The sequence below is a fragment of the Stenotrophomonas sp. YJH_SMC_27 genome (genome assembly GCF_059369815.1).
Map to the genome: position 1 here is coordinate 1 of NZ_JCAFTA010000022.1, position 24,364 is coordinate 24,364.

Consider the following 24,364-nt stretch of genomic DNA (forward strand, 5'->3'; position numbering starts at 1 on the left):
CAACATCCTGGCCAGAAAGCTGGCCAGGATCGCTTGGGGCGTCTTCAAGAGCGGCCGGGACTTTGACCCGGCCATGCTGAAAGTGGGTCAAGCCTGCTTCCAGCAGGCTTGACCACGAACATAGGATCTCGGCTCTACAGAAGAGCGCGCCTCCGCATGATTTCCAAAAAAAAGCCCCGGCAAAGACCGGGGCAACATGCTGCGAGGGTTTTGCGTTCAGCGGGGGAGCGGGGGGAAGCCCCCGCGCCCGGCACACGCTTAGAACTTGAAGACGTACGACGCGCCGTAGACCAGCGGATCGATGTTGACTGTGCCGATCTTCTCGCCGTTCAACTTCACCTTGCTGTCGATGTCGATCCAGCGCATGTCCACGCGCAGGGCGCCCTTCTCGCCGATCGCGAAGTCGATGCCGGCATGCGCGGCCAGGCCCCACGAATCCTGCAGCTTCAGCTTGCTGCCGGCCAATGCGCCGGTGGTGTCTTCGCTGAAGAAGGTCGTGTAGTTCACGCCGGCGCCGACGAACGGCGAGACCTTGCCCTTGCTGTTGAAGTGGTACTGCAGGGTCACCACAGGCGGCAGCTGCTTGGTGCTGCCCACGCGGCCGAGGCCGTTGATGTTGATGTCGTGCTTGAACGGCAGCGCGGCCAGTACTTCGATGCCCAGGTTGTCGGCGATGAAGTACTCGCCGGTGATGGTCGGCTTGACGTCGTTGTCGACGTCGACCTTCAGGGTGTGGCCGGCCAGCCAGCCGTTGTTCGACTTCGGCGCCACCTGGTGGACGCCGGCCGAGACGGTCCAGTCACCCTTGGACTGGGCCATGGCCGGGGCGGCGGCGAGGGACAGGGCAGCGGCCAGGCCGGCCAGGATCAGGGGGGAGGTCTTGCGCATGGGGGTGATCTCGTTGCTGGGTGGATGGCGACAGTCTCGGCCTCACGCCGCGCTAACGCTTTGATCCGGATCAAATCCTGTCCGCCCGCCCTCTGGCGCGGGGGCTGGCCCACGGTGGCCAGCCCCGGTTTGCTAGACTTGTGGGCCCTATCCATCCCGCCGCACCCGTCGCGGCCGCAGGAGCTTGAGAACATGGCAATCAAGGTTGGTATCAACGGTTTCGGTCGCATCGGGCGTAACGTCCTGCGCTCGGCGGTGCTGAACTTCGGCGACGACATCGAAATCGTGGCCATCAACGATCTGCTGGAGCCGGATTACCTGGCGTACATGCTCAAGTACGACTCCGTGCACGGCCGCTTCAAGGCCGACGTGGCCGTGCAGGGCAACGACCTGCTGGTGAACGGCAAGAAGATCCGCCTGACCCAGGAACGCGACCCGGCCAACCTGAAGTGGGACGAAGTCGGCGCCGACGTGGTGCTGGAAGCCACCGGCCTGTTCCTGACCAAGGAAACCGCGCAGAAGCACATCGATGCGGGCGCGAAGAAGGTCATCATGTCGGCCCCGTCGAAGGACGACACGCCGATGTTCGTGTTCGGCGTGAACGACAAGACCTACGCCGGCCAAGCCATCATTTCCAACGCGTCGTGCACCACCAACTGCCTGGCCCCGCTGGCCAAGGTCATCAACGACAAGTGGGGCATCAAGCGTGGCCTGATGACCACGGTGCATGCGGCCACCGCCACCCAGAAGACCGTCGATGGCCCGTCCAACAAGGACTGGCGCGGCGGCCGTGGCATCCTGGAAAACATCATTCCGTCGTCCACCGGTGCGGCAAAGGCCGTCGGCGTGGTCATTCCGGAACTGAACAAGAAGCTGACCGGCATGAGCTTCCGCGTCCCGACCTCCGACGTGTCGGTGGTCGACCTGACCGTCGAGCTGGAAAAGGAAGCCACCTACGCCGAGATCTGCGCTGAAGTGAAGGCACAGAGCGAAGGCGCGCTGAAGGGTATCCTGGGCTACACCGAAGACAAGGTGGTGGCCACCGATTTCGTCGGTGAAACCCACACCTCGGTGTTCGACGCAGACGCCGGCATCGCCCTGGACGGCACCTTCGTCAAGCTCGTGTCGTGGTACGACAACGAGTGGGGCTATTCCAACAAGTGCCTGGAAATGGCCAAGGTTGTCGCCGCCAAGTAAGGCCGGCGAAGATCGCACGCGGACCCCGGCCTGGCCGGGGTTCGTCGTTTATGGGGCCGGCCCTGTCGTAGCATGGCCCGGTCGACCGCTGCCGCTGGGGCGCGGGATTGCAATGGAAGCATGCAATGGAAGCATTGATAGCCCTGGTGGTACTGGTTCTGCTGGCCATCCCGCTGCTGCTGGTGGTGGCGCTGGTGATGATTGCTGGCCTGCGCCGCCGTGTGGCCGCGCTGGAAGCCGCCATGGCTGCCGCGCCGGCCGCCCGGCCGGTTGCAGCCGAGCCTGCGCCGGAACGGTCTGCGCCCCTGCCTGTGGCCGGCGCCGATCCGCCGTTCCTGCGGCCGGTGGCGGCTGCCGCACCGCCTCCGCCCCAGCCAACGCCACCGCCGGTGCGCGAAGTGGTGTCTGCGGCAGTGGAGGCGCCGCGCCCGGTCGCACCACCGCCGGTGCCACCCGCGCCGGTGCAGCCGCCGTTGCCCCCCGAACCGGCACTGCCCAACTTCATCGAGCGCGGCATCGGCGCGGTCAAGCGCTGGTTCACCGAGGGCAACGTGCCGGTCAAGATCGGCATGCTGGTGCTGCTGGCCGGTGTTGCCGCGCTGTTGAAGTACGTCAGCGACCAGGGCTGGCTGGTGCTGCCGATCGAGCTGCGCCTGGCCGGTGTCACCGTGGGTGCGCTGGGCCTGTTGGCGTTCGGCTGGCACCAGCGCGAGCGCCGGCGCCTGTTCGCACTGGCACTGCAGGGCGGTGCCATCGGCGTGTTGCTGCTGACCATCTTCGCCGCCTTCAAACGGTTCGAGCTGCTCAACCCCGGGTTTGCCTTCGCCAGTTCGATCGCGCTGGTGGCCGGCCTGTGCGTGCTGGCGGTGGTGCAGAACTCGCGCACGTTGGCGGTGCTGGGCATCCTCGCCGGCTTCATGGCACCGCTGTGGCTGTCCACCGGCAGTGGCAACCACGTGGGGCTGTTCAGCTACTACGCGGTGCTCAATGCTGGCATCTTCGCCATCGCCTGGTTCCGTCCGTGGCGTGCGCTGAACCTGCTTGGCTTCGCTTTTACCTTCGGCATCGGTACGTTCTGGGGCGTGTTGCAGTACGCGCCGGACAAGTTCAGCAGCACCGAGCCGTTCCTGCTGCTGTTCTTCGCCTTCTACCTGTTGATCCCGCTGCTGTACGCGCGCCGGCAGCCCGCCGGGCGACGTGACCTGGTCGACGGCAGCCTGGTGTTCGGCACGCCCCTGGTTGCCTTCTCGATGCAGGCGGGCATGCTGCACGAGCAGCCGATGACGCTGGCGCTGTGCGCGCTGGGCCTGGCGGCGATCTACGCCGTACTGGCGCGGGCACTGATCGCGCGCGCGTCTTACACCGTGCTGGCGCAGTCGCATGCGGTGCTGGCGGTGGGCTTCGCCACGCTGGCGGTGCCGCTGGCATTGTCTGCGCGTGCCACCGGCGCGGTGTTCGCACTGGAAGGTGCGGGCCTGGCCTGGCTGGGCCTGCGCCAGAAGCGCTGGCTGCCGCAGGTGTCCGGCGCGTTGCTGCAGATCGGTGCTGCGTTCGCCTTTGTGGCCGGCGCCGACCACTGGCTCGACGACGCACGCTTCCTGCTCAACCCGACCGCCATCGGCGCGTTGCTGCTGGCCATTGCCGGCTTCGCGTCGGCGTGGAGTTACCAGCGCAGGGAGCGCCACGAGATCGCACTGGTCTACTACCTGTGGGGCCTGCTGTGGTGGCTGGGCGGTCTGGTGCACGAGATCTTCCGCTTCTTCCCGCACCGCACCCAGGCCGACGCGCTGCTTGTGCTGGTCGCAGCCACGGCCTGGCTGGCGGCTGAAGTGCAGCGCCGCCAGCCGGCACGCGCGCTGGGCGTCACCGCGCTGGCGATGCTGGCCCTGGGCTTCCCGCTGGCGCTGATGCAGAGCGATGCGCACCAGCAGCCGTTCGCCGGCTATGGCGCGCTGGCCTGGGCGGTGTTCGCGGCGCTGGGCGTCCGTACGTTGCTGTGCCTGCGCCAGGGCGGCAACACCGTGGCACGCATCGCGCAGTTCCTGTGGTGGCTGCTGTGGCCGTCGCTGCTTTCGTTGCTGGCCCTGTGGGGCGGTGGCGAGGCCGGGCTGGCACAGGGCTGGACGCTGCTGTTGTTCACGCTGCCGTGGCTGCTGATGGCGGCGCTGTCGTTGTGGCGCTGGGACGCACTGCGGTGGCCCCTGGGGGCTGCCTTCGACAGCGTGCGCCTACCGTTGCAGTGCGTGCTGTTCGGCCTGCTGTCCGCAGGCTGGCTGTTCGGCCAGTTGCTGCCGGGTGACGCAGCGCCGCTGCCGTGGCTGCCGGTGTTGAACCCGGCCGAGCTGGGGCAGTGGTTGAGCCTGGTGCTGCTGGCGCGGTGGCTGTACCGCGGGCAGGCGCCGCAGGCACTGGTGAAGATCCGGCTGCCGCTGTTGGCATTGGCCATCTTCGTCGCGCTGACCAGCCTGGTGCTGCACGGCGTGCATCAGTGGGGCGGCCTGTCGTGGAGTTCGTCGATGATGCGTTCCAGCCTGGCGCAGACCAGCCTGACCGTGCTGTGGAGCGTGCTCGGCGTGATCGCCTGGGTCTGGGGTTCGCGCCGTGGCCAGCGCGTGTTGTGGATGGTGGGAGCGGTGCTGATGGGCGTGGTGTTGGCCAAGCTGGTGCTTGTCGATCGCCAGCACCTGGGCAACCTGCTGGGCATCGCATCGTTCATCGCCTACGGCCTGCTGTGCACGGTCGTGGGTTATCTGGCACCGGCACCGCCCAGCGCGGCGCCGACCGTGGAGGAAAAACAATGAAGACGTGGAGCAGGGCGCTGCTGCCGGCGATGTTCGGCATGCTGGCCGCCATCACCGCACAGGCTGCCGATTACCGTACCCAGTACGCCGAACAGTGGCCGCTGACGTTGTCCAGCGCACAGTCGGGTGCCTACCGTGTCGTGCTGGAACCGGCGATCTACCGTCGCTCCGGTAGCGCAGACCTGGGTGACGTGCAGGTGTTCAATGCCGCCGGCCAATCGTTGCCGTCGGCATTGCTCGCGCCGGACCAGCCGCTGGCACAACCGCCGGTGCAGCGGGAACTGCCGTGGTTCGCGTTGCCGCCGCTGGCCGAAGCACAGCGTAACGACCTGCAGTTGCTGACCGAGCGCGATACCGATGGCCGTGTCCGTCGCGTGGAAGCACGTGTGACTGGCGGTGCAAGGGCCAACGGGCAGGGCGGCTGGCTGATCGACGCCAGTGTGCTGGGCCAGCAGCCGCTGGCGGCGCTGGTACTGGATTGGGCCGACAGTGGCCAGCCGTTGCAGGCTCAGGTGCAGCTGGACGTCAGCGACGACCTGCAGCATTGGCGTGCACTTGGCCGCGACATTCCGCTGGTGGACCTGCAGCGCGCCGGCAAGCGCCTGCTGCAGCGCCGCCTGCAGGTGGATGGGGAAGCGCGCTATCTGCGCGTGCTGGCGCAGGGCGATGCCCGTCTGCCAACGTTGCGCAGCGTACTGGCCGAGCTGCCGCCGGCACCGGCCACACTGCCATGGGAGTGGTTGTCGCTGGCACCGACCTCGAAGGGCAAGGGCGAGTACACCTTCGAGATGGATGGCCGCTTCCCGGCGGCGCGTGCCGACGTGGCCAGCACTGACAACAGCCTGGTGCAGTGGACTTTGTTCAGCCGCGATGACGAGAGCGCGGAGTGGCAGCGCCGCAGCGCACCGTGGATTGCCTATCAGCTGCAGCAGGGCGCGCAGGGCCAACGGCAGCAATCGGCTGCGCAACCGCTGGGCGGCGTGCACCGCGATCGTTACTGGAAGCTGGTGGCGAACCCCGCCGAAACGGCAACCGCACCCACCCTGCGCCTGGGTTATCAACCCGAAGTGCTGGTGTTCCTGAGCCAGGGTGCAGCGCCATATGCACTGGCAGTGGGCAGCGCGACCGCGCGCCGCATGGAAGCGCCGATCGGCGTGCTGATTGAAGAGCTGCGCCAGCGTAATGATCCGTCGTGGCAGCCGACGCTGGCGCGCCTGGAAGGCAGTCCGGAACCGCTGGCCGGCGATGCGGCGCTGAAGCCGCCGCACGATTGGAAGGCGTGGTTGCTGTGGGCGCTGCTGGGGCTGGGTGTGTTGGTTGTTGGCGGCCTGGCGGTCAGCCTGCTTCGGCAGAAGCCGGCGCCTTCGGCGTAGGTTCCGGCGAACGGCGCAGCCCCTCGTGGGTGGGGGTGGTCGTGCAAAGCAAAAGCAAAAGCGGCGCTTGGCCGGGCGGGGTGGGTTCGCGGGGGACGCCGCAAGTACGTCCTTGTAGGCTTGGCAGCGGCTTGCTCGTGTGCGCTGTCCTGCGCACCCGGCAAGACCGGGGTTGGGCGTCCTGCCCAACCCGCCCGAGGCATGCCTCGGGCCCATGCGGCTGACACCCCCGCGAACCCACCCCGCCCGGCCTCTGACAATTTCCGTGTGCGTCCACCCACGGAAAGAAAAAAAGAAGAGCAAAAGCTGCTTGGCAGGGCGCTCTTTGTAGAGCCGAGCCCACGCTCGGCTGCTGTTCGCGATAGACCCAGCCGAGCACGGGCTCGGCTCTACATTTTTCTCCGACATCAGAAACCGCTCTTGCCTTTGCCATCCGCTCCGTCACATGAACCTGTCGATGCCGGGGCGGTGTGGGTTGGCAGGGGTGTCAGCCGCATGGATGCGGCTGCCAAGCCTCCATGAACGGATTCACGGCGCCCCCTGCCAGCCCACACCGCCCCGGCCCACCCCCAGCATCATGAAGCGTCAGCGCTTTGGCAGTTGCTGTTGCCGTTGCCGTTGCCGTGCGCCTCTGCCTGCCGCAGGCATCGACCCTCCCACCACCCGCACCCGATACAATGGCCGTCTGCCGTACGCCGGCATCCCGTCCCTGAGCCAAAGAGTTGCCCATGTCCATCGTCCGCATGACCGACCTCGACCTCTCCGGCAAGCGCGTGCTGATCCGCCAGGATCTGAACGTGCCGATCGAGAATGGCCGCATCACTTCCGAACAGCGCATCACCGCTTCGCTGCCGACGCTCAAGCGTGCGCTGGAGCAGGGCGCGGCGGTGATGGTCACCTCGCATCTGGGGCGCCCGAAGGAAGGCGTGTGGAGCGAAGCCGATTCTCTGGCGCCGGTGGCCCAGCGCCTGTCCGAACTGCTCGGCCGCGAGGTTCCGCTGGTGCGTGACTGGGTCGACGGCGTCGAGGTGCAGCCGGGCCAGCTGGTGCTGCTGGAAAATTGCCGCATGAATGTCGGCGAGGGCAAGGACGATGAAGCCCTGTCGAAGAAGTACGCGGCGCTATGCGATGTGTTCGTGATGGATGCCTTCGGCACCGCGCACCGTGCGCAGGCCTCCACCCATGGTGTCATCCGCTTCGCACCGGTCGCGGCCGGTGGCCCGCTGCTGATGGCCGAGCTGGACGCGCTGGCGCAGGCGCTGGATGCACCGGCCAAGCCGTTGCTGGCCATCGTCGCCGGCAGCAAGGTCAGCACCAAGCTGGAACTGCTGGCCAACCTGGTCGGCAAGGTCGATCAGCTGATCGTGGGTGGCGGCATCGCCAATACTTTCATTGCTGCCGCTGGCCATAACGTCGGCAAGTCGCTGTATGAACCGGACCTGCTGGACACGGCGAAGAAGATCGTGGCCGATGCGAAGGCGCGTGGCGCCGACATTCCGCTGCCGGTGGACGTGGTCACCGCCAAGCAGTTCCTGCCCGACGCTGCCGCGGAAGTGAAGGCGGTCGATGCCGTTGCCGAAGACGACCTGATCCTCGACATCGGCCCGCAGACCGCCGCGCAGTACGCGCAGCTGATCGAGAAGGCCGGCACCGTGGTCTGGAACGGCCCGGTCGGCGTGTTCGAGTTCGAAGCCTTCAGCAAGGGCACCGAAGCGCTGGCCCGCGCGATCGCCAGCTCGAAGGCATTCTCCATCGCCGGTGGCGGCGACACCCTGGCCGCGGTCGACAAGTTCGATATCGCCCAGCAGGTCAGCTACATCTCCACCGGCGGCGGTGCGTTCCTGGAGTTCCTGGAAGGCAAGACCCTGCCGGCGGTGGCCGCACTCGACGCGCGCGGCGCATGAGTGGCGAGCGCGGCAAGGATGTGCTGTTCTTCGACCTGGACGGCACGCTGATCGATTCGCAGGTGGGCATCACCGCCTGCATCGCCTATGCGCTGCAGAAGATGGAGTACCCGGTGCCGCCGCAGGACACCCTGCGGGGCTGGATCGGTCCGTCGCTGCGTACCACCTTCATGCCGCTGTTCGGTGAACCGGCGCGGGTGGAACAGGCAGTGGGCTACTACCGGGAGCGCTTCGATGTCGAAGGCTGGCGCGAGCACACGGTGTACCCGCAGGTGGAGGACACCCTGCGCACGTTGCATGGTCGCGGCCACCGCCTGGCGGTGGTCACGGCCAAGAACGAGCCGCATGCGCGCCGCATCCTTGCCCACCTGCCGTTCGGCGGGCTGTTCGAGGAGATCGTCGGTTCGACCCTGGACGGCTCGCGCAGCCACAAGCCGGAACTGGTCGGCGAGGCGTTGCGTCGGCTGCAGGTGCAGCCTGCGCAGTGCTGGATGATCGGCGACCGCCGCATGGACATCGAAGGCGCGCGCCACCACGGCCTGCGCAGTGTGGGCGTGCTGTGGGGCTTTGGCGGTGAGGCCGAACTGACCGAAGCCGGCGCGGGCCAGCTGGCCCGTGAGCCGGCGCAGCTGACGACGCTGTTGGCCTAGGCTCCTGTGGAGCCAAGCCCATGCTCGGCTGCTTCGGCCTATGCCCAGCCGAGCATGGGCTCGGCTCTACAGAACTGCCTGCGCCGGCGTATGTCCGGGTGATGTCCGTTCCATGACCCGCGAAGACAAGCGGCACAAGGCTGTAACCGTATACATGCGACGTGAAGGATGTGCTAATTTCCGTCCTTTACCGGGAGAGGCCCATTCACCATGTTCGAGCGTCAGCGTCGCACCAAGATCCTTGCCACCCTCGGTCCGGCCACTGATCCGCCGGGCGTGCTGGAGGATCTTTTCCGCGCCGGCGTCAACGTGGTACGCCTGAACTTCAGCCATGGCGACCCCTCCGGCCAGGCCAAGCGTGCCGCCGAAGTGCGTGCCGCCGCTGCCCGCGTGGGCGTGGAAGTGGGCATCCTGGCCGACCTGCCGGGCCCGAAGATCCGCATCGAGCGCTTCGCCGAAGGCAAGGTGCAGCTCAAGGCGGGTGACCGCTTCGACCTGATCGCCAGCACCAACGCCGGCCCCGGCGATGCGACCCAGGTAGGCGTCAGCTACCTCGGCCTGCCGCAGGACGTCGGCCCGGGCGATGTCCTGCTGCTCGATGATGGCCTGATGCAGCTGCAGGTGGTGGAGGTGCAGGGCGAGCGCATCATCAGCACCGTGCTCAACGACGGCGCGCTGTCTGATCGCAAGGGACTGAACAAGCAGGGCGGTGGCCTCTCGCTGGGCGCACTGACCGAGCGCGACAAGGAACTGATCGGCATCGTCGCCAAGATCGGTGTCGACTTCATCGCCGTGTCGTTCTGCCGCAACGCGCAGGACATGAACGACGCGCGCGAGATCGCCCGCTCGCACGGCTGCGATGCCGCGCTGGTGTCGAAGATCGAGCGCACCGAGGCGATCGAGAACCTGGAAGAGATCGTCGAGGCCAGTGACGTTGTGATGGTAGCCCGTGGCGACCTGGGCGTGGAAATCGGCGATGCCGAGCTGCCCGGCCTGCAGAAGAAGATCATCAAGGCCTCGCTTGCGCAGAACAAGGTGGTGATCACCGCCACGCAGATGCTGCAGTCGATGGTTGAAAGCCCGATCCCGACCCGCGCCGAAGTGCTGGACGTGGCCAACTCGGTCATCGATGGCACCGACGCGGTGATGCTGTCGGCCGAGACCGCTGCCGGTGCCTGGCCGGTCAAGGCGGTGGAAGCGATGGCGCGTATCTGCCTGGGTGCCGAGCGCCAGTTCCAGACCGAGACCGACTTCAACGCCTCGCCGCGTAATCTGGAACGTGCCGACCAGGCGATTGCCATGGCTACCATGTTCCTGTCGCAGCACGTGGGCGTGCGTGCGATCGTGGCGATGACCGAATCCGGTGGCACCGCCCGCTACCTGTCGCGGTTCCGCGCCAAGGCGCCGGTGTTCGCAGTCACCCGCCACGACGGCGCGCGCCGCCAGATGGCCCTGATGCGCGATGTGTTCCCGATCAACTTCGACAGCCGCGGCCTGACCCCGCGCGAAGCCGCGCGCGGCAGCATCCGCCTGCTGGTGGAAGCCGAACTGCTGCAGGCCGGTGACCGCGTCGTGTTCACCAGTGGCGAGCACATGGAAACCCACGGTGCCACCAATACCCTGCGCCTGCTGGAAGTGGGAGAGGACGGCCGCGCCATCGGCCTGGGCGACCTCTGAGGCCCGCCGGGGTCGGATCCCCGCAAGGGCTCTGACCCCGTGCCGCAGGACATCGCTTGTCCTGCGCCGACATTGGAATCGTTTCCATTCTGGCCTGCACGCCGGCGCAACGGGCGGCGGGGCTATACTTGTGTTTTTCCCGCACCCGCCACAGGAAGTACATGAGCATCGAACAGCTGGCTGAAACCGCCCAGGCCATGGTTGCCCCGGGCAAGGGCATCATCGCGATCGACGAATCCACCGCTACCATCGCCAAGCGTTTCGCTGGCGTCGGTATCGAGAACACCGAGGAGAACCGTCGTGCCTACCGCGAACTGCTGCTGACCACGCCGAAGCTCAACGAGCACATCTCCGGCGCCATCCTGTTTGACGAAACCATCCGCCAGTCGACCAAGGACGGCGTGCCGTTCGCCAAGTACATGGCCGACCACGGCATGATTCCGGGCATCAAGGTGGACAAGGGCGCGCACCCGCTGGCCGGCTGCCCGGGCGAGCTGGTGACCGAAGGCCTGGATGGCCTGCGCGAGCGCCTGCAGGAGTACTACAAGCTGGGCGCGCGGTTTGCCAAGTGGCGTGCTGTGATCAACATCGGCGAGAGCATCCCGTCGGGCACCTGCATCGAGTCCAACGCCCATGCGCTGGCCCGCTACGCAGCGCTGTGCCAGGAATGCGGCCTGGTGCCGATGGTTGAGCCGGAAGTGATCATGGACGGCGACCACGACATCGAGACCTGCTACGAAGTCACCGAAGCGACCCTGCGTTCGCTGTTCGACGCCCTGTACCAGCAGAACGTGCTGCTGGAAGGCACCATCCTGAAGGCTTCGATGGTCATCTCGGGCAAGGACTGTGAAGAGCAGGCCGATGTCGAGGAAGTGGCCGAGTCGACCGTGATGTGCCTGAAGAGCACCGTGCCGGCCATCCTGCCGGGCGTGGTGTTCCTGTCCGGTGGCCAGAGCGACGAGCAGTCCACCGAGCACCTGAACGCGATGAACCAGCTGGGCAACCTGCCGTGGCCGCTGAGCTTCTCCTACGGCCGTGCCATGCAGCAGGCCGCGCTGAAGCTGTGGGCCAAGGACATGAAGGGCAACTACGCTGCTGCCCAGAAGACCGTGTACGAGCGCGCCAGGGACAATGGCCTGGCCGCGCTGGGCAAGTGGAACGGGTGATCCGTCCCATCGCTGGATGAACAAGGCAGCGCCGGCATCACGCCGGCGTTTGCTTTTGCGGGTATCTTTTCCGCCCCCATGCGCCCGGCCGGTGCGTGGGAACCACATGGAAGGCCAAGGAGAAACAACATGCGTTTGGCAGCAATCACACTGGCCGTAGCCACGGTCCTGGTCGCCGGCGGGTGCAACCGCATCGGTGGCGGCGGTGCCGAGGCAGGCAAGGCCGCGTCGCTCGATTTCGACAAGCCGGTCTCCGGCGAGATCACCTCGCGCAGCGGCATCAACTTCAATGACGGCAGCCATCACCAGCTCTACCAGATCAAGCTGGAAGACAGGGATCTGGTCGGCCTTAAGCTCACTGGTGCCCTCAGCGGCTCGATTGCGGTGTTCAACAACGGCAGCCTGGTATCCACCAGCAACACAGGCTATGAGCGCGAGGGGGACGTCTCGCTGGCTTTCCGTGCCAACGGCAGTGGTACCTACCAGGTGGCAGTCAACGCCGATGGCCCGACCGCGTTCGGCCCTTATCGCCTTCGCGCCGAGAAGCTGAAGCCGTATGACGGCAAGCCGCTGGCGGGCAGTGGCGAGATCGTCGATATGCTGGCCAGCAACTCGCAGGACTACACGTTGCAGGTGGACAAGGCGGGCCTGTACGAGATCCGGCTGGTCTCGGACGCCTTCGACCCGGTGCTGAAGCTGTCCGGGCAGGGCGTGGATGCCGAGAATGACGACGGCGGGGAAAGCACCAACTCGCGCCTGACCCTGTCGCTGAAGCCGGGCAAGTACACGCTGACCGCGCGTGGCCTCGGCGACGGCGTCAGTGGCATGTTCACCTTGTCGGCCAATCGGATCGAGCTGCCGGGCAACCTGGTCGATCGCGATGGCACCGCACTGCCGAAGTCCGGCAGCGTGTACACGATGCTCGATAACGATGGCGTCCGCCGCTTCCTGCTGACGCTGGACCGTCCGACCAATGTGCGGCTGGATGCAATCTCCGGCCAGGTCGATACCGTGCTGCGCGTGGTTGGCGGCGATGTCGAACTGACCGACGATGACGGTGGCAACGATACCAACGCACGCCTGGAAGAAGCGTTGCCTGCCGGTCATTACACCGTCGAGGTGTCCAGCCTCAGCAACGGCGCGGGCATGGTGGAAGTGCGTGTGCAGGTGGACGGCGCCAGCGCTGATGGGGCTGCTGCTTCGGCGGCAAGTGCCGCTGCCGACGCGGCCGCTGCTGCGGCCGATGATGCCGCCGCGGTGGAAGCTGCCAGCCGTTGAGCGTGTTCCACACTCCGTGGGAGTGTGGACAACGGCGCAACAGGAAAGGCCGGGCAATGCCCGGCCTTTTCCTTGACGCTGACCGCCGGATTCAGTGCGCGGCGGCGAAGCCCGCATCACCCAGCGGCGACAGCATCGAGCCGCGCGGTTCGCCGTCTGCGCCTTGCCCGGCGGCGCTCAACGCTTGCTGGTACGCCTTGGCCGTCGCGGTATTGAACGCCACCAGCACGATGCGCATCGGCTGCGCATGGCTGCGCTGCCAGGCCAGTGTCTCGGTCACGGCGATCTGCGCCGCCTGGTACAGCGGATAGCCATACACACCGCAGCTGATCGCCGGGAAGGCGATCGACTGCACCCCCAGCGACTCGGCCAGCTGCAGTGATTTCCAGTAGCAGTTGGCGAGCAATGCCGGCTCGTCGCGCTGGCCGTCGTGCCAGACCGGGCCCACCGTGTGCAGTACATGCCGTGCCGGCAAGGCGTAAGCGCCGGTGGCACGCACTTCGCCGGTCGGGCAACGCACGCCCGGGCGCAGCTCGGGCAACCGCTCGCACTCGGCCCGCAATGCGGGGCCGGCCGCACGATGGATCGCACCGTCGACACCGCCGCCACCGAGCAGTGTTTCATTGGCCGCGTTGACGATCGCATCCACCGCCAGGGTCGTGATGTCGCCCTGCCAAACTTCGATCTTCATGCGTCCGTCTCCTGCCTGTGAGGTGTTCCGCGCAGCATCTGCGCCGGCTGTTCCCACGGTAGGGGACAGGGCATCGATACTGCGTCATGACCGTCTCACGCGCTGCGATCCGACGGCCTTCACGCACGATGGCGGTCGCTGCCTTCACGCAGGCTGAAGCGGTCACGGATTCGCGGCAGGCGGTGGCGCCAGGCAATGCCCGGCGGCTTGCGTCATGGCAGGCCAGCCAGCCAGTCGTCGTCGGAACCCTCGTTCACATCGGCGAACAGCGGCGTGGAGAAATAGCGTTCACCGGTGTCCGGCAGCATCGCCAGGATCACCGAGCCCGGCTCAGCGCGGGCTGCCACGTCCAGCGCGCTGGCCACGGTGGCGCCGGCGGAGATGCCGACGAAGATCCCTTCCTCCGCCGCCAGTCGGCGCGCGGTGGCGATGGCGCGGTCATCCTCCACCGACACCAGTTCATCCACCACATCGCGGTTGAGCACGTCCGGCACGAAATCCGGGGTCCAGCCTTGGATCTTGTGCGGTTTCCAATCATCGCCCTTGAGCAGGGCGGCGCCGGCGGGTTCGGTAGCAATGACGCGGGTCTGCGGGCGCGCGACCTTCAACACTTCGCCCACGCCGGTGAGCGTGCCGCCGGTGCCCCAGCCACTGACGAAGTAATCCAGCCGCTTGCCGGCGAAGTCGCGCAGGATCTCGGCGGCCGTGGTGTTGCGGTGATAAGCCGGATTGGCCGGGTTGGCGAACTGGCTGGCCAGGAACCAGCCATGCTGCTCGGCCAGTTCGCGCGCCTTGCGCACCATGCCGCTGCCACGCTCGGCGGCCGGGGTCAGGATTACCTTCGCGCCATAGGCGCGCATCAGTTTGCGACGCTCCACCGAAAAGGTCTCGACCATCGTGGCCACGAATTTGTAGCCGCGCGCGGCAGCGACCATCGCCAGCGCCACGCCGGTGTTGCCCGAGGTGGCCTCCACGATCGTGTCGCCTGGCTTGAGCAGGCCACGCGCTTCGGCGTCGAGGATGATTGCCAGCGCCAGGCGGTCCTTGACCGAGCCGCCCGGATTGAATGACTCGACCTTGGCGTAGACGCTGACCTGTGGCGGTGCCAGGCGCTGCAGCCTGACGATGGGGGTGTTGCCGACGGTATCGAGGATGGACTCGTACAGGGCCATGGAAGCGCTCCGGAAACGGGGCCGCGCCGGGCTTCGGCGGGCAAGGGGGAGGGCTGGCTGTTCAGGCCAGCGGCTGCCGGCTGACCGTAGCGCCGGCATATGACGCCCGGAAATGACCAGATACCTTTCTTAAACAACCTTTGGTTATAAGCTGGTGACGGCAATTGACCCTAGAGTGGACCTCCGCCCCACGCCGCCTGCCTCCCATGACGCTGACCCAGCTGCGCTACCTGGTTGCCATTGCCGATGCCGAGCTGAACATCACGCTCGCTGCCTCGCGCGTGCACGCCACCCAGCCCGGCCTGTCCAAGCAGCTCAAGCAGCTGGAAGACGAGCTCGGCTTTCTGTTGTTCGTGCGCAAGGGCCGCAGCCTGGAGTCGGTCACCCCGGCCGGCACCGAGGTCATCGCCCGCGCCCGCGCGGTGCTGGCTGAGGCCAACAACATCCGCACCTACGCGGCAAACCAGCGTCGCGAGAGCCAGGGTCAGCTGATCCTGACCACCACGCACACCCAGGCGCGCTTCGTGCTGCCGCCGGCGGTGGCGGCGATCAAGCAGGCCTACCCGCAGGTCAGCGTGCACCTGCAGCAGGCCGGTGAAGCCGACGCGCTGGACCGCTTGAACCAGGGTGATGCCGATATTGCGATCATCAGCACCGCAGGCGGTGAGCCCACCGATGGCATCGCAGTGCCGCTGTTCCGGTGGCGGCGCCTGGTGGTGGTGCCCAAGGGCCATCCGCTGGACCGCGCCGGCCGCGCACCGGACCTGGCCGCGCTGGCCCGCCAGCCATTGATCAGCTACGAATCCTCGACCCGACCGAACTCATCCCTGCAACGCGCCTTCGCCGCCAATGGGCTGGTGCCCGATCTGGCACTGACCGCGCTGGATGCGGACCTGATCAAGACCTACGTGCGCACGGGTCTTGGCGTAGGCCTGCTGGCCGAGATGGCGGTCAGTTCCAACGATGAAGACCTGCGTTCGTGGCCGGCCCCGGACCCGATCGCCGAGTGCATCGCCTGGGCGGTGTTGCCGCGCGACCGCGTGCTGCGTGACTACGCGCTGGAGCTGGTGCACGTGCTGGCACCGCAGATTGATCCGCGTGACCTGCGCAGGGTGCTGGATGGCAACCAGGCGGCGGCGTGGCCGGTGCCACCGACGTGGGAGTCACTGACCCAGACCATCACGGTGTGAGGGGTTGGTCGAGCAGGGCTTGCAGCCCTGCACCCACTACGACATTCAAGCAACAGCAACAGCAACAGCAGAAGCGGCATTCCGTGGGTTGGCGGGGCGGTGTCGGAGTGTGGGGACGCTGCAAGTACGTCCCTGTAAGCTTGGCAGCCGCATCCATGCGGCTGACACCCCGCACTCCGACACCGCCCCACCTTTGACAGATCCCGATGGCTGTTGGTAGGAGTCGACCTTGGTCGACACGTAGATCCATGCCATGCGTGGATGAATCTCCATCGAAATCGAATATTTCGAATTGAAATCGAAAAGCATCCACGCATGGCGTGGATCTACTGCAGATCGCGGAGATCTGTCGAAGGCGGGGTGGGTCCGGTTGCGGGAGTGTCCGCGGCATGGGCCCGAGGCATGCCTCGGGCGGGTTGGGCAGGACGCCCAACCCCGGTCTTGCCGTGTGCGTAGGAAAGCGCACACGAGCAAGCCGCGGCCAAGCCCCCATGGATGGGTTTACGGCGTCTCCCGCAACCGGACCCACCCCGTCTACCCTCAGGGAACCGCTTTTGCTGTTGCTTCGGCTCTTGCCGTGGTCCGCAGCAGGTGCAGGGCTGCAAGCCCTGCCGATAAACCCCCTCCTGCGACGGTTCGTCGCACAGGGCAACCCTGGACCCGCCTCTACACTAGCGCGGTGACCCGCCTGTCCCGCCCGCAGCGCCTTCTGCTCCAGCTCGCCGTCCTGGCGACGCTGCTGATGGTGCTTGCGCCGCTGGTCAGCCGCGCGCTGCAGGCGCCGCCGATGGACCACACCGCAATGGCGGGCATGGACCACGCCGCCATGGGCCATGGCATGCACGACATGACCATGGCCGGGCACGACCCGCATGGCGCTTCGCAGGCAGCACCCAACCGCCCAGCCGACCCCCACGCCATGCATGGCGAAGTCTGCGAATACTGCGTGCTGGCCATGCGCCTGCTGCCGTGGCTGGCGGTGCTGGTGCTGCAGTTGCCGCTGCTGTGGCGGCCGCGCCTGGTGTTCCCGTGGTCGCAACAGGTGCTGCCGGCACTTCGCTGGCCGGCGCATGCCGCACGTGGACCACCACGCTCCTCCATCGTCCGCTGATGTCCCTATCGAATCTGCCGCACGACGCCTGACCGGGCGCCGTGCGCGCGTGCGTACCTTGGAGCTGTTCCGATGAAAATGACTTCCCGCCCCGCGGGCGCCTGCGCGCGCCTGCCGGTTGCCCTTGGCCTGGCCGTGGCCGCGTCACTGGCCCACGCTGCGCCTGCCGAAGAAGCGCGCACCCTCGACACGATGGTGGTCACTGCCGCCGCGCCTTCGTCGCCACTGCACTGGGTGACCGATCCGCGCCTGCCGCGGCAGCCGGTCCCCGCCAGTGATGGCGCCGATTACCTGAAGACCGTGCCTGGCTTCTCCGCCATCCGCAACGGCGGCACCAACGGTGACCCGGTGCTGCGCGGCATGTTCGGTTCGCGGCTGAACATCCTCAGCAACGATGGCAACCTGATCGGTGCCTGCCCGTCGCGCATGGACAATCCGCTTTCCTATATCGCGCCGGAGAGCTTCGACCGGCTGACCATCATCAAGGGCCCGCAGAGCGTGCGCTGGGGCGCAGGTGCCTCGGCCGGCACCATCCGTTTCGAGCGCGATACGCCGCGCTTCGAGGAACCCGGTCTGCGTGCCGATGCCAGTGGACTGGTCGGCTCGCGCAACCGCAACGACCAGGTGCTGGACCTGACGCTGGGCAATCCGGCCGGTTACGTGCGTGCCAGCGGCAATCGCTCGGAAGCGGACGACTACAAGGATGGTCATGGTGACGTGGTGCCGTCGAAGTGGCGCAAGTGGAACGGCGACGTGGCCATCGGCTGGACGCCGGACGCCGATACGCTGCTGGAAATCTCCGCCGGTGCCGGCGATGCGATCGCGCGCTATGCCGGGCGTGGCATGGACGGCGCGGCGTTCGAGCGCACCAGCTACGCGGCACGCTTCGAGAAGCGCAACCTGCCGGGCGCGTGGGAAACGTTGCAGGCCAACGTGTACTACAACGAAGCCGACCATGTGATGGACAACTACACGCTGCGCACGCCGAATCCCAACAGCATGATGCCCATGCCGATGGCTTCGAATGTGGACCGCCGAACCCAGGGCGGCCGGGCCAGTTCCGAGTGGCGCTGGCAGGAGGTGCAGCTGGTGGCCGGTGTGGACGGTGAGGACAGCCGCCACCGTGGCCGCAACGGCATGGGCCGCGGTACTTACCGCCAGGCCGCGTGGCAGACCGATGCGAACTTCCACCGCTATGGCGTGTTCACCGAGTTGACCCTGGGCGCCGGCACCGACCAGCGCTGGATCAGTGGCCTGCGCATCGACCGTGCCAGCGCCCGCGATGAGCGGCAATCGATCGGCGGCATGATGGGCAACCGGCCCAATCCCAGCGCCGGGCAGACGCGCAAGGAATGGCTCGGCAGCGGGTTCCTGCGCTACGAGCAGGACCTTGCCGACGGCCTGACCTGGTACGCCGGCCTCGGCCACAGTGAACGCATGCCCGACTACTGGGAGCTGTTCTCGCCCAACCATGGCCCGTGGGGCGCAGTGAACGCGTTCACCGGCGTGCAGCCCGAGCGCACCACCCAGCTCGACGTGGGCCTGCAGTACAAGGGACCGCGCGTACAGGCGTGGGTTTCGGCGTACGCCGGGCAGATCCAGGACTACATCCTGTTCACCTACCATGGCAGCGGCATGATGGGCATGAGCCAGGCCAACAACGTCGATGCGCGCATCGCCGGTGCCGAAGCCGGGCTGGAAGTGAGCCTGGCTGCGCAGTGGAAGCTGGGTGGCACGCTGGCCTATGCCTGGGGCGAGAACCGCGACCAGCAGCGTCCGCTGCCGCAGATGCCGCCGCTGGAAGCGCGCCTGAGCGCGAACTGGGAAGGCCAGCGCTGGAGTGCCGGTGCGCTGCTGCGTGCGGTGACCCATCAGCATCGTGTCGCAGATGGACAGGGCAACGTGGTCGCGCAGGACCTGGGGCCGAGTGCCGGCTTCGCTACCTTCGCGCTCAATGCCGCTTACCGCTTCAGTTCGCAGCTGCAGCTCAGTGCGGGCGTCTACAACCTGTTCGACCGCGCCTACAGCGAGCACCTGAACCTGGCCGGCAGCGCCGACTTCGGCTTCCCGGCCGACCCGGTGCGCATCAATGAACCCGGGCGCAGCCTGTGGATGAAGGTGAACTACCGGTACTGATCGGCCGGGTAAAAAAACGGGGCCGGATCCCCGCCAGGATCCGTCCCCGCCCGACGCCCTCTGTCGGGCAGCTTCGACTCTACGATGACAACGCCTGCGGCGCACGGCGGGATACACCTCGACACATGCCGACACCGCTGCTGCGAGCCTTGCACGGAACAGGTTCACGGCGCTATCGCCCCGCCGGTGCCACGCCAGTAAACGCTTGGCACATATCGCTTCCACGGGTGCTTGCCTACACTCGGCGGCCGTGGATCTATCAGGACCGTTCATGTTGGCTCGCATTGCTTCGACCCTGGCCCTTGGCCTCAGCCTGGCCCTTCTGGCCGGGTGCGGGGGCAAACAGGAGGCCGCCGCCCGTCGGCAGGGCGAAGCGGTGCCGGTGACCGCGCAGGTCGTGCAGTCCTCGCAGTGGAATGACACGCTGCAGGCGCTGGGCACGGCCAAGGCGCGCGAGTCCATCAGCGTGACGGCCAAGGTCAGCGAAATCGTCGAGAAGGTGCACTTTGAAAGTGGCCAGCATGTGGCCGCCGGTGCGCCGATCGTGACCCTGCGCGGGCAGGCCCAGGAGGCCGCGCTGGTGCAGGCGCAGGCCACCTTCCACGAAGCCGACCAGCTGTACAGGCGCCAGCGCGAGCTGGCCTCCCAGCGGCTGGTGTCCAGCGCCACGCTGGATACGCAGAAGTCGATCCGCGATGCGGCCGAGGCGCGCGTGATGCAGATGCAGGCCGACATCGGTGACCGCCGCGTGCGCGCGCCGTTCGCTGGCGTGCTCGGCATCCGCCAGGTCAGCCCCGGCTCGCTGGTGACCCCGACCACGGTCATCGCCACGCTCGATGACATCGAGCACATGCACGTCGATTTCCAGGTGCCGGAAGTGGAACTGGCTGCGCTGGGCGTCGGTGACAAGGTCAGCGCCACCAGCGTGGCGTGGCCGGGCCGCACCTTCGAGGGTGAGGTCAGCACCATCGATGCGCGCATCGATCCGGTCACCCGTGCGGTGACCGTGCGCGCCGACTTCGCCAACGGCGATCATGCGCTGCGCCCGGGCATGCTGCTGGACGTGCGGCTGTTCCGCCCCGAGCGCCCGGCGCTGGTGGTCCCGGAAATCGCCGTGGTGCAGGTCGGCCGCGATACCTTCGTGTACCGCATCAAGGCCGACGACAGCGTCGAGCGCGTGGACGTGGTCACCGGTGCGCGCCGCGCCGGCGTGGTCGAGATCAAGCAGGGGCTGGAAGCGGGCCAGCGCATCGTGGTTGATGGCACCGGCAAGCTGCGCCCGGGCCTGAAGGTCGCGGCCAGGGATGCGGCACCGGCCAGCGGCGCGAAACCGGATGCCGCGCCGGCACCGGCCGCGGCCGAGGGGCACGGCGGATGAAACTGTCCGACATCTCCATCCAGCGGCCGGTGTTCGCCGTGGTGATGAGCCTGCTGCTGCTGGTGCTGGGCGTGATGTCCTTCACCCGCCTGACCCTGCGCGAGCTGCCTGCCATCGACCCGCCCATTGTTTCGGTGTCGGTGGATTACACCGGTGCCTCGGCGGCGGTCATCGAAAGCCGCATCACCCAGGTCCTGGAAGATGCACTGGCCGGCATCGAAGGCATCGATACGATCAACGCGCGCAGCACCAACGGCCGCTCGCAGGTCAGCATCGAGTTCACCTCCAACCGCGATATCGAAGCGGCGGCCAACGACGTGCGCGATGCGGTCAGCCGCGTCGCCGACCGCATGCCGGAAGAAGCCCGGCCGCCGGAAATCGCCAAGGTCGAAAGCGATGCCGACCCGATCATCTGGTTCAACATGGTCTCTTCGACCATGGACACGCTGGAACTGAGCGATTACGCCGACCGCTATGTGGTCGACCGCTTCTCCAGCCTCGACGGCGTGGCCCAGGTCCGCATCGGCGGCCGCCAGCGCTATGCGATGCGCATCTGGCTGGACCGCGACCAGCTGGCCGCACGCGGGCTGACCACCGGCGACGTGGAAACCGCACTGCGCAACGAGAACGTGGAACTGCCGGCCGGTCGCATCGAGTCGACCGACCGTGATTTCACCCTGCGCGTGGAGCGCAACTACATCAAGCCCGAGGATTTCGCCACCATCCCGCTGGGCAAGGGCCGCGACGGCTACGTGGTGCGCATGGGCGACGTGGCGAAGATCGAACTGGCCTCGGCCGAGCGCCGCGCCTACTACCGCAGTAACGGCGAGCCGGGCATCGGCCTGGGTATCGTCAAGACCTCCACCGCCAACTCGCTGGACGTGGCGCGCACCGCGCGCGCTGAAGCCGAGCGGGTGGCACTGACCCTGCCCAAGGGCACGCAGATCTTTGTTGCGTTCGACAACACCACCTTCATCGAAGCCGCCGTTGACCGCGTCTACGCCACGCTGGTGGAGGCAATGATCCTGGTGCTGGCGGTGATCTGGCTGTTCCTCGGCAGCTTCCGTGCCGCACTGATTCCGGCGGTGACCGTGCCGGTCTGCCTGGTGGCCGCGTTCATCGCACTGTACGCGTTCGACTTCTCGATCAACCTGCTGACCCTGTTGGCACTGGTGCTGTGCATCGGCCTGGTGGTGGACGATGCGATCGTGGTGGTGGAAAACGTGCAGCGCCGCATCGACCTGGGCGAGCCCCCACTGGTGGCCTCCAAGCGCGGTACCACGCAGGTTGCCTTCGCGGTGATCGCCACCACCGCCGTGCTGGTGGCGGTGTTCCTGCCGGTCGGTTTCCTGGAAGGCAATACCGGGCGCCTGTTCCGCGAGCTGGCGGTGGCGCTGGCGGCAGCGGTGGCGCTGTCCGCATTCGTAGCGCTGACGCTGACGCCGATGATGGCGTCCAAGCTGCTCAAGCCGCACACCGGGCAGGCACCACGTGGCCTGCATGGCTTCATCAACCGCAATCTGGAGCGCCTGGCTTCGGGCTATGGCCGCGTGCTCGACCACCATGTCGACCGCACCTGGATCTACCTGCTGGTGATGGTGGCCGCACTGGCTGCCAGCTGGGGCCTGCTCAAGCTGCTGCCGTCGGAACTGGCGCCGGCCGAAGACCGCGGTTCGTTCCAGATCATGATCGACGGCCCGGAAGGCGCCGGCTACGACTACACCGTGCAGCAGGTGCAGCAGGTAGAAGCGCTGCTGGCGCCGCATGTCGGCCCGGACAAGCCGATCGTGCGCGCCAACCCGCGCGTGCCGGGCGGCTGGGGCGCCAGCGAGGAGATGCACACCGGCCGCGTCAGCATCTTCCTGCAGCCGTGGCGCCAGCGCAGCGAGGGGACGCCTGAAGTGGCCGACGCGCTGCAGAAAGAACTGGACACCATCCGCGGCGTGCGAGTGCGCACGCAGGTGGGCGGTGGCCTGGTGCGCAGTGGCGGGCAGCCGTTCCAGATCGTGCTGGGCGGCCCCGAATATGCCGAGATCGCGCAGTGGCGCGACCGCATCCTGCTGCGCATGGCCGACAATCCCGGCCTGGTTGGCCCGGACTCGGACTACAAGGAAACCCGGCCGCAGATGCGGGTGAACATCGACCGCCAGCGCGCGGCCGACCTCGGCGTGCCGGTCACCGCGATCGGATCGGCGCTGGAAACCATGATGGGTTCGCGCCGCGTCACCACCTTCGTCGACAACGGCGAGGAGTACGACGTGCTGGTGCAGGCCGGGCGCGATGGCCGTGCCAGCCCGGCCGACCTGGCCGCGATCCGCGTGCGTGCCACCTCCGGCGAGCTGGTGCCGCTGTCCAACCTGGTCACGCTGAGCGAAGTGGCCGAGGCCGGAACCCTGAACCGCTTCAACCGACTGCGCTCGATCACCATCAGTGCCGGCCTGGCGCCAGGCTATCCGTTGGGCGAGGCCATTGCCTGGGCACAGAACGTGGCCCGGGAAGAGCTGCCGCAGTACGCACAGGTGAACTGGAAGGGTGAGTCGCGTGAGTACCAGAGTGCCGGCGGTGCGGTGCTGCTGACCTTCGCGATGGCCCTGCTGGTGGTGTACCTGGTGCTGGCCGCGCAGTTCGAAAGCTTCATCCACCCGCTCACCATCATGCTGACCGTGCCGCTGGGTGTGCTCGGTGCGCTGGTCGGCCTGTGGGTGAGTGGCGGCACGGTGAACCTGTTCAGCCAGATCGGCATCGTGATGCTGGTTGGCCTGGCCGCGAAGAACGGCATCCTCATCGTCGAATTCGCCAACCAGCTGCGCGATGACGGGCGCACGGTGCGCGAGGCGATCATCGAATCGGCGATGGTGCGCCTGCGCCCGATCCTGATGACCTCGATCGCCACCGTGGTCGGCGCGATTCCGCTGGTGGTCGCCGGTGGCCCCGGCTCGGCCAGCCGTGGCACGATCGGTATCGTGATTATCTTCGGCGTAACTCTTTCGACCTTCCTGTCGCTGTTCGTGGTGCCGGCGTTCTACGCACAGCTGGCCCCGTACACCCGCTCGCCGGAAGCGGTGAAGCGCGAGCTGGAGAAGCAGGAAGCGGAATCGCCATCGGTGGGTGGCCATGCCTGACCCGACCACCGTGCTGCGAGGTGAAGGCTTCCAATTGCGCCCCTGGCGCCCGGATGACCTGGAATCGCTGCTGCACCACGCCAACGACGCCGAGGTGTCGCGGGGCCTGCGTGATCGCTTTCCGTACCCGTACACGCGCGGGGATGGCGAGGCCTTCCTCGCCGGCCGCGTGCTGGCTCCCGGCACCCTGAACCTGGCCATCGAGATAGACGGCCAGGCCTGCGGCAGCGTCGGTGCCCAGCAGGGCGTGGCCGAGCGTGGGCATACCGCCGAACTGGGTTACTGGCTGGGCCGGGCCTACTGGGGCCAGGGCCTGATGACCCGGGTGGTCGGTGTGTTTGCGCCTTGGGTGATGGACGAGCTGCGCCTGTTCAGGCTGCAGGCCACGGTGGTCGACTTCAATCTCGGCTCGGCCCGGGTGCTGGAGAAGAACGGCTTCCAGGAAGAGGGCGTGGAGCGCTGCGCGGTCTACAAGCGCGGCGCGCTGCACGACCTGCGCCGCTTCGCCCGGGTACGCACGCAGCTGCCCTGAACGCGCGGGCTGGCCGCTGTAGCGCCGAGCCCATGCTCGGCTGATTCCGGGGCCCAAGCCGGACATGGGCTCGGCGCTACACGACAGCGCTACCGCAG

Annotated in this window: 17 protein-coding genes and 1 pseudogene; 15 read left to right on the forward strand and 3 right to left on the reverse strand. The window is 67.3% G+C overall.

Annotated features, from left to right (window positions below; translation table 11 throughout):
• Positions 1 to 112 (forward strand): annotated as a pseudogene (locus AC5P7R_RS21190) (IS110 family transposase); the annotation flags it as partial.
• Between the two features lie 146 nt (positions 113 to 258).
• Here the strand turns inward: AC5P7R_RS21190 and AC5P7R_RS21195 are convergent.
• Complete coding sequence (locus AC5P7R_RS21195; RefSeq protein WP_005410839.1) at positions 259 to 888, reverse strand: OmpW/AlkL family protein; 630 nt, start codon at positions 886 to 888, stop codon at positions 259 to 261.
• Between the two features lie 192 nt (positions 889 to 1,080).
• Between AC5P7R_RS21195 and gap the strand changes: the two genes are divergently transcribed.
• From gap to AC5P7R_RS21235, 8 genes are all read left to right on the forward strand, one after another.
• Positions 1,081 to 2,085: a type I glyceraldehyde-3-phosphate dehydrogenase gene (gap, locus tag AC5P7R_RS21200; RefSeq protein ID WP_019660012.1), complete on the forward strand. Its 1,005-nt coding sequence runs from the start codon at positions 1,081 to 1,083 to the stop codon at positions 2,083 to 2,085.
• A 125-nt stretch (positions 2,086 to 2,210) separates the two neighbouring features.
• Positions 2,211 to 4,886 (forward strand): DUF2339 domain-containing protein, encoded by a 2,676-nt coding sequence (locus tag AC5P7R_RS21205; protein WP_478405444.1) that lies wholly within the window; start codon positions 2,211 to 2,213, stop codon positions 4,884 to 4,886.
• Positions 4,883 to 6,259 (forward strand): DUF3999 domain-containing protein, encoded by a 1,377-nt coding sequence (locus AC5P7R_RS21210; RefSeq protein ID WP_021203678.1) that lies wholly within the window; start codon positions 4,883 to 4,885, stop codon positions 6,257 to 6,259. Before AC5P7R_RS21205 ends, AC5P7R_RS21210 begins: the two co-directional genes overlap by 4 nt.
• 728 nt (positions 6,260 to 6,987) lie before the next feature.
• Positions 6,988 to 8,163, forward strand: coding sequence for a phosphoglycerate kinase (locus AC5P7R_RS21215; RefSeq protein WP_021203677.1), 1,176 nt, complete (start codon positions 6,988 to 6,990; stop codon positions 8,161 to 8,163).
• Positions 8,160 to 8,813 (forward strand): HAD hydrolase-like protein, encoded by a 654-nt coding sequence (locus AC5P7R_RS21220; protein ID WP_019660016.1) that lies wholly within the window; start codon positions 8,160 to 8,162, stop codon positions 8,811 to 8,813. The genes AC5P7R_RS21215 and AC5P7R_RS21220 overlap by 4 nt, the downstream gene beginning before the upstream one ends.
• A 210-nt stretch (positions 8,814 to 9,023) precedes the next feature.
• On the forward strand, positions 9,024 to 10,490 hold the full coding sequence (pyk, locus tag AC5P7R_RS21225; protein ID WP_021203676.1) for a pyruvate kinase: 1,467 nt from the start codon (positions 9,024 to 9,026) through the stop codon (positions 10,488 to 10,490).
• A gap of 161 nt (positions 10,491 to 10,651) precedes the next feature.
• The gene (locus AC5P7R_RS21230) at positions 10,652 to 11,656 is read left to right on the forward strand and encodes a class I fructose-bisphosphate aldolase (protein ID WP_019660018.1); all 1,005 of its coding nucleotides are present in this window, start codon (positions 10,652 to 10,654) and stop codon (positions 11,654 to 11,656) included.
• Positions 11,657 to 11,785: 129 nt separating this feature from the next.
• Positions 11,786 to 12,934 (forward strand): ABC transporter substrate-binding protein, encoded by a 1,149-nt coding sequence (locus AC5P7R_RS21235; protein WP_478436025.1) that lies wholly within the window; start codon positions 11,786 to 11,788, stop codon positions 12,932 to 12,934.
• A 91-nt stretch (positions 12,935 to 13,025) separates the two neighbouring features.
• Here AC5P7R_RS21235 and AC5P7R_RS21240 read toward each other — a convergent pair whose 3' ends face one another.
• Both AC5P7R_RS21240 and cysK read right to left on the reverse strand, forming a co-directional pair.
• A complete protein-coding gene (locus AC5P7R_RS21240) occupies positions 13,026 to 13,625 on the reverse strand; it encodes an O-acetyl-ADP-ribose deacetylase (protein WP_019660020.1) in 600 nt (199 codons plus the stop codon).
• A 212-nt stretch (positions 13,626 to 13,837) separates the two neighbouring features.
• Complete coding sequence (gene cysK / locus AC5P7R_RS21245; RefSeq protein ID WP_019660021.1) at positions 13,838 to 14,797, reverse strand: cysteine synthase A; 960 nt, start codon at positions 14,795 to 14,797, stop codon at positions 13,838 to 13,840.
• Between the two features lie 206 nt (positions 14,798 to 15,003).
• Here cysK and AC5P7R_RS21250 point away from each other — a divergent pair, with 206 nt between their 5' ends.
• From AC5P7R_RS21250 to AC5P7R_RS21275, 6 genes are all read left to right on the forward strand, one after another.
• Entirely contained in the window at positions 15,004 to 15,987 is a 984-nt protein-coding gene (locus tag AC5P7R_RS21250) for a LysR family transcriptional regulator (protein WP_019660022.1), read from the forward strand.
• 679 nt (positions 15,988 to 16,666) lie between these two features.
• Positions 16,667 to 17,098, forward strand: a complete 432-nt coding sequence (locus AC5P7R_RS21255) for a DUF2946 domain-containing protein (RefSeq protein WP_134731273.1) — start codon at positions 16,667 to 16,669, stop codon at positions 17,096 to 17,098.
• A gap of 72 nt (positions 17,099 to 17,170) precedes the next feature.
• Positions 17,171 to 19,234 (forward strand): TonB-dependent copper receptor, encoded by a 2,064-nt coding sequence (locus AC5P7R_RS21260; RefSeq protein WP_494540255.1) that lies wholly within the window; start codon positions 17,171 to 17,173, stop codon positions 19,232 to 19,234.
• Positions 19,235 to 19,505: 271 nt separating this feature from the next.
• On the forward strand, positions 19,506 to 20,612 hold the full coding sequence (locus AC5P7R_RS21265; protein WP_019660197.1) for an efflux RND transporter periplasmic adaptor subunit: 1,107 nt from the start codon (positions 19,506 to 19,508) through the stop codon (positions 20,610 to 20,612).
• Complete coding sequence (locus AC5P7R_RS21270) at positions 20,609 to 23,734, forward strand: efflux RND transporter permease subunit (RefSeq protein WP_495214171.1); 3,126 nt, start codon at positions 20,609 to 20,611, stop codon at positions 23,732 to 23,734. Before AC5P7R_RS21265 ends, AC5P7R_RS21270 begins: the two co-directional genes overlap by 4 nt.
• Positions 23,727 to 24,266 (forward strand): GNAT family N-acetyltransferase, encoded by a 540-nt coding sequence (locus tag AC5P7R_RS21275; RefSeq protein ID WP_134731277.1) that lies wholly within the window; start codon positions 23,727 to 23,729, stop codon positions 24,264 to 24,266. Before AC5P7R_RS21270 ends, AC5P7R_RS21275 begins: the two co-directional genes overlap by 8 nt.
• The last annotated feature ends 98 nt before the right edge of the window (positions 24,267 to 24,364 follow it).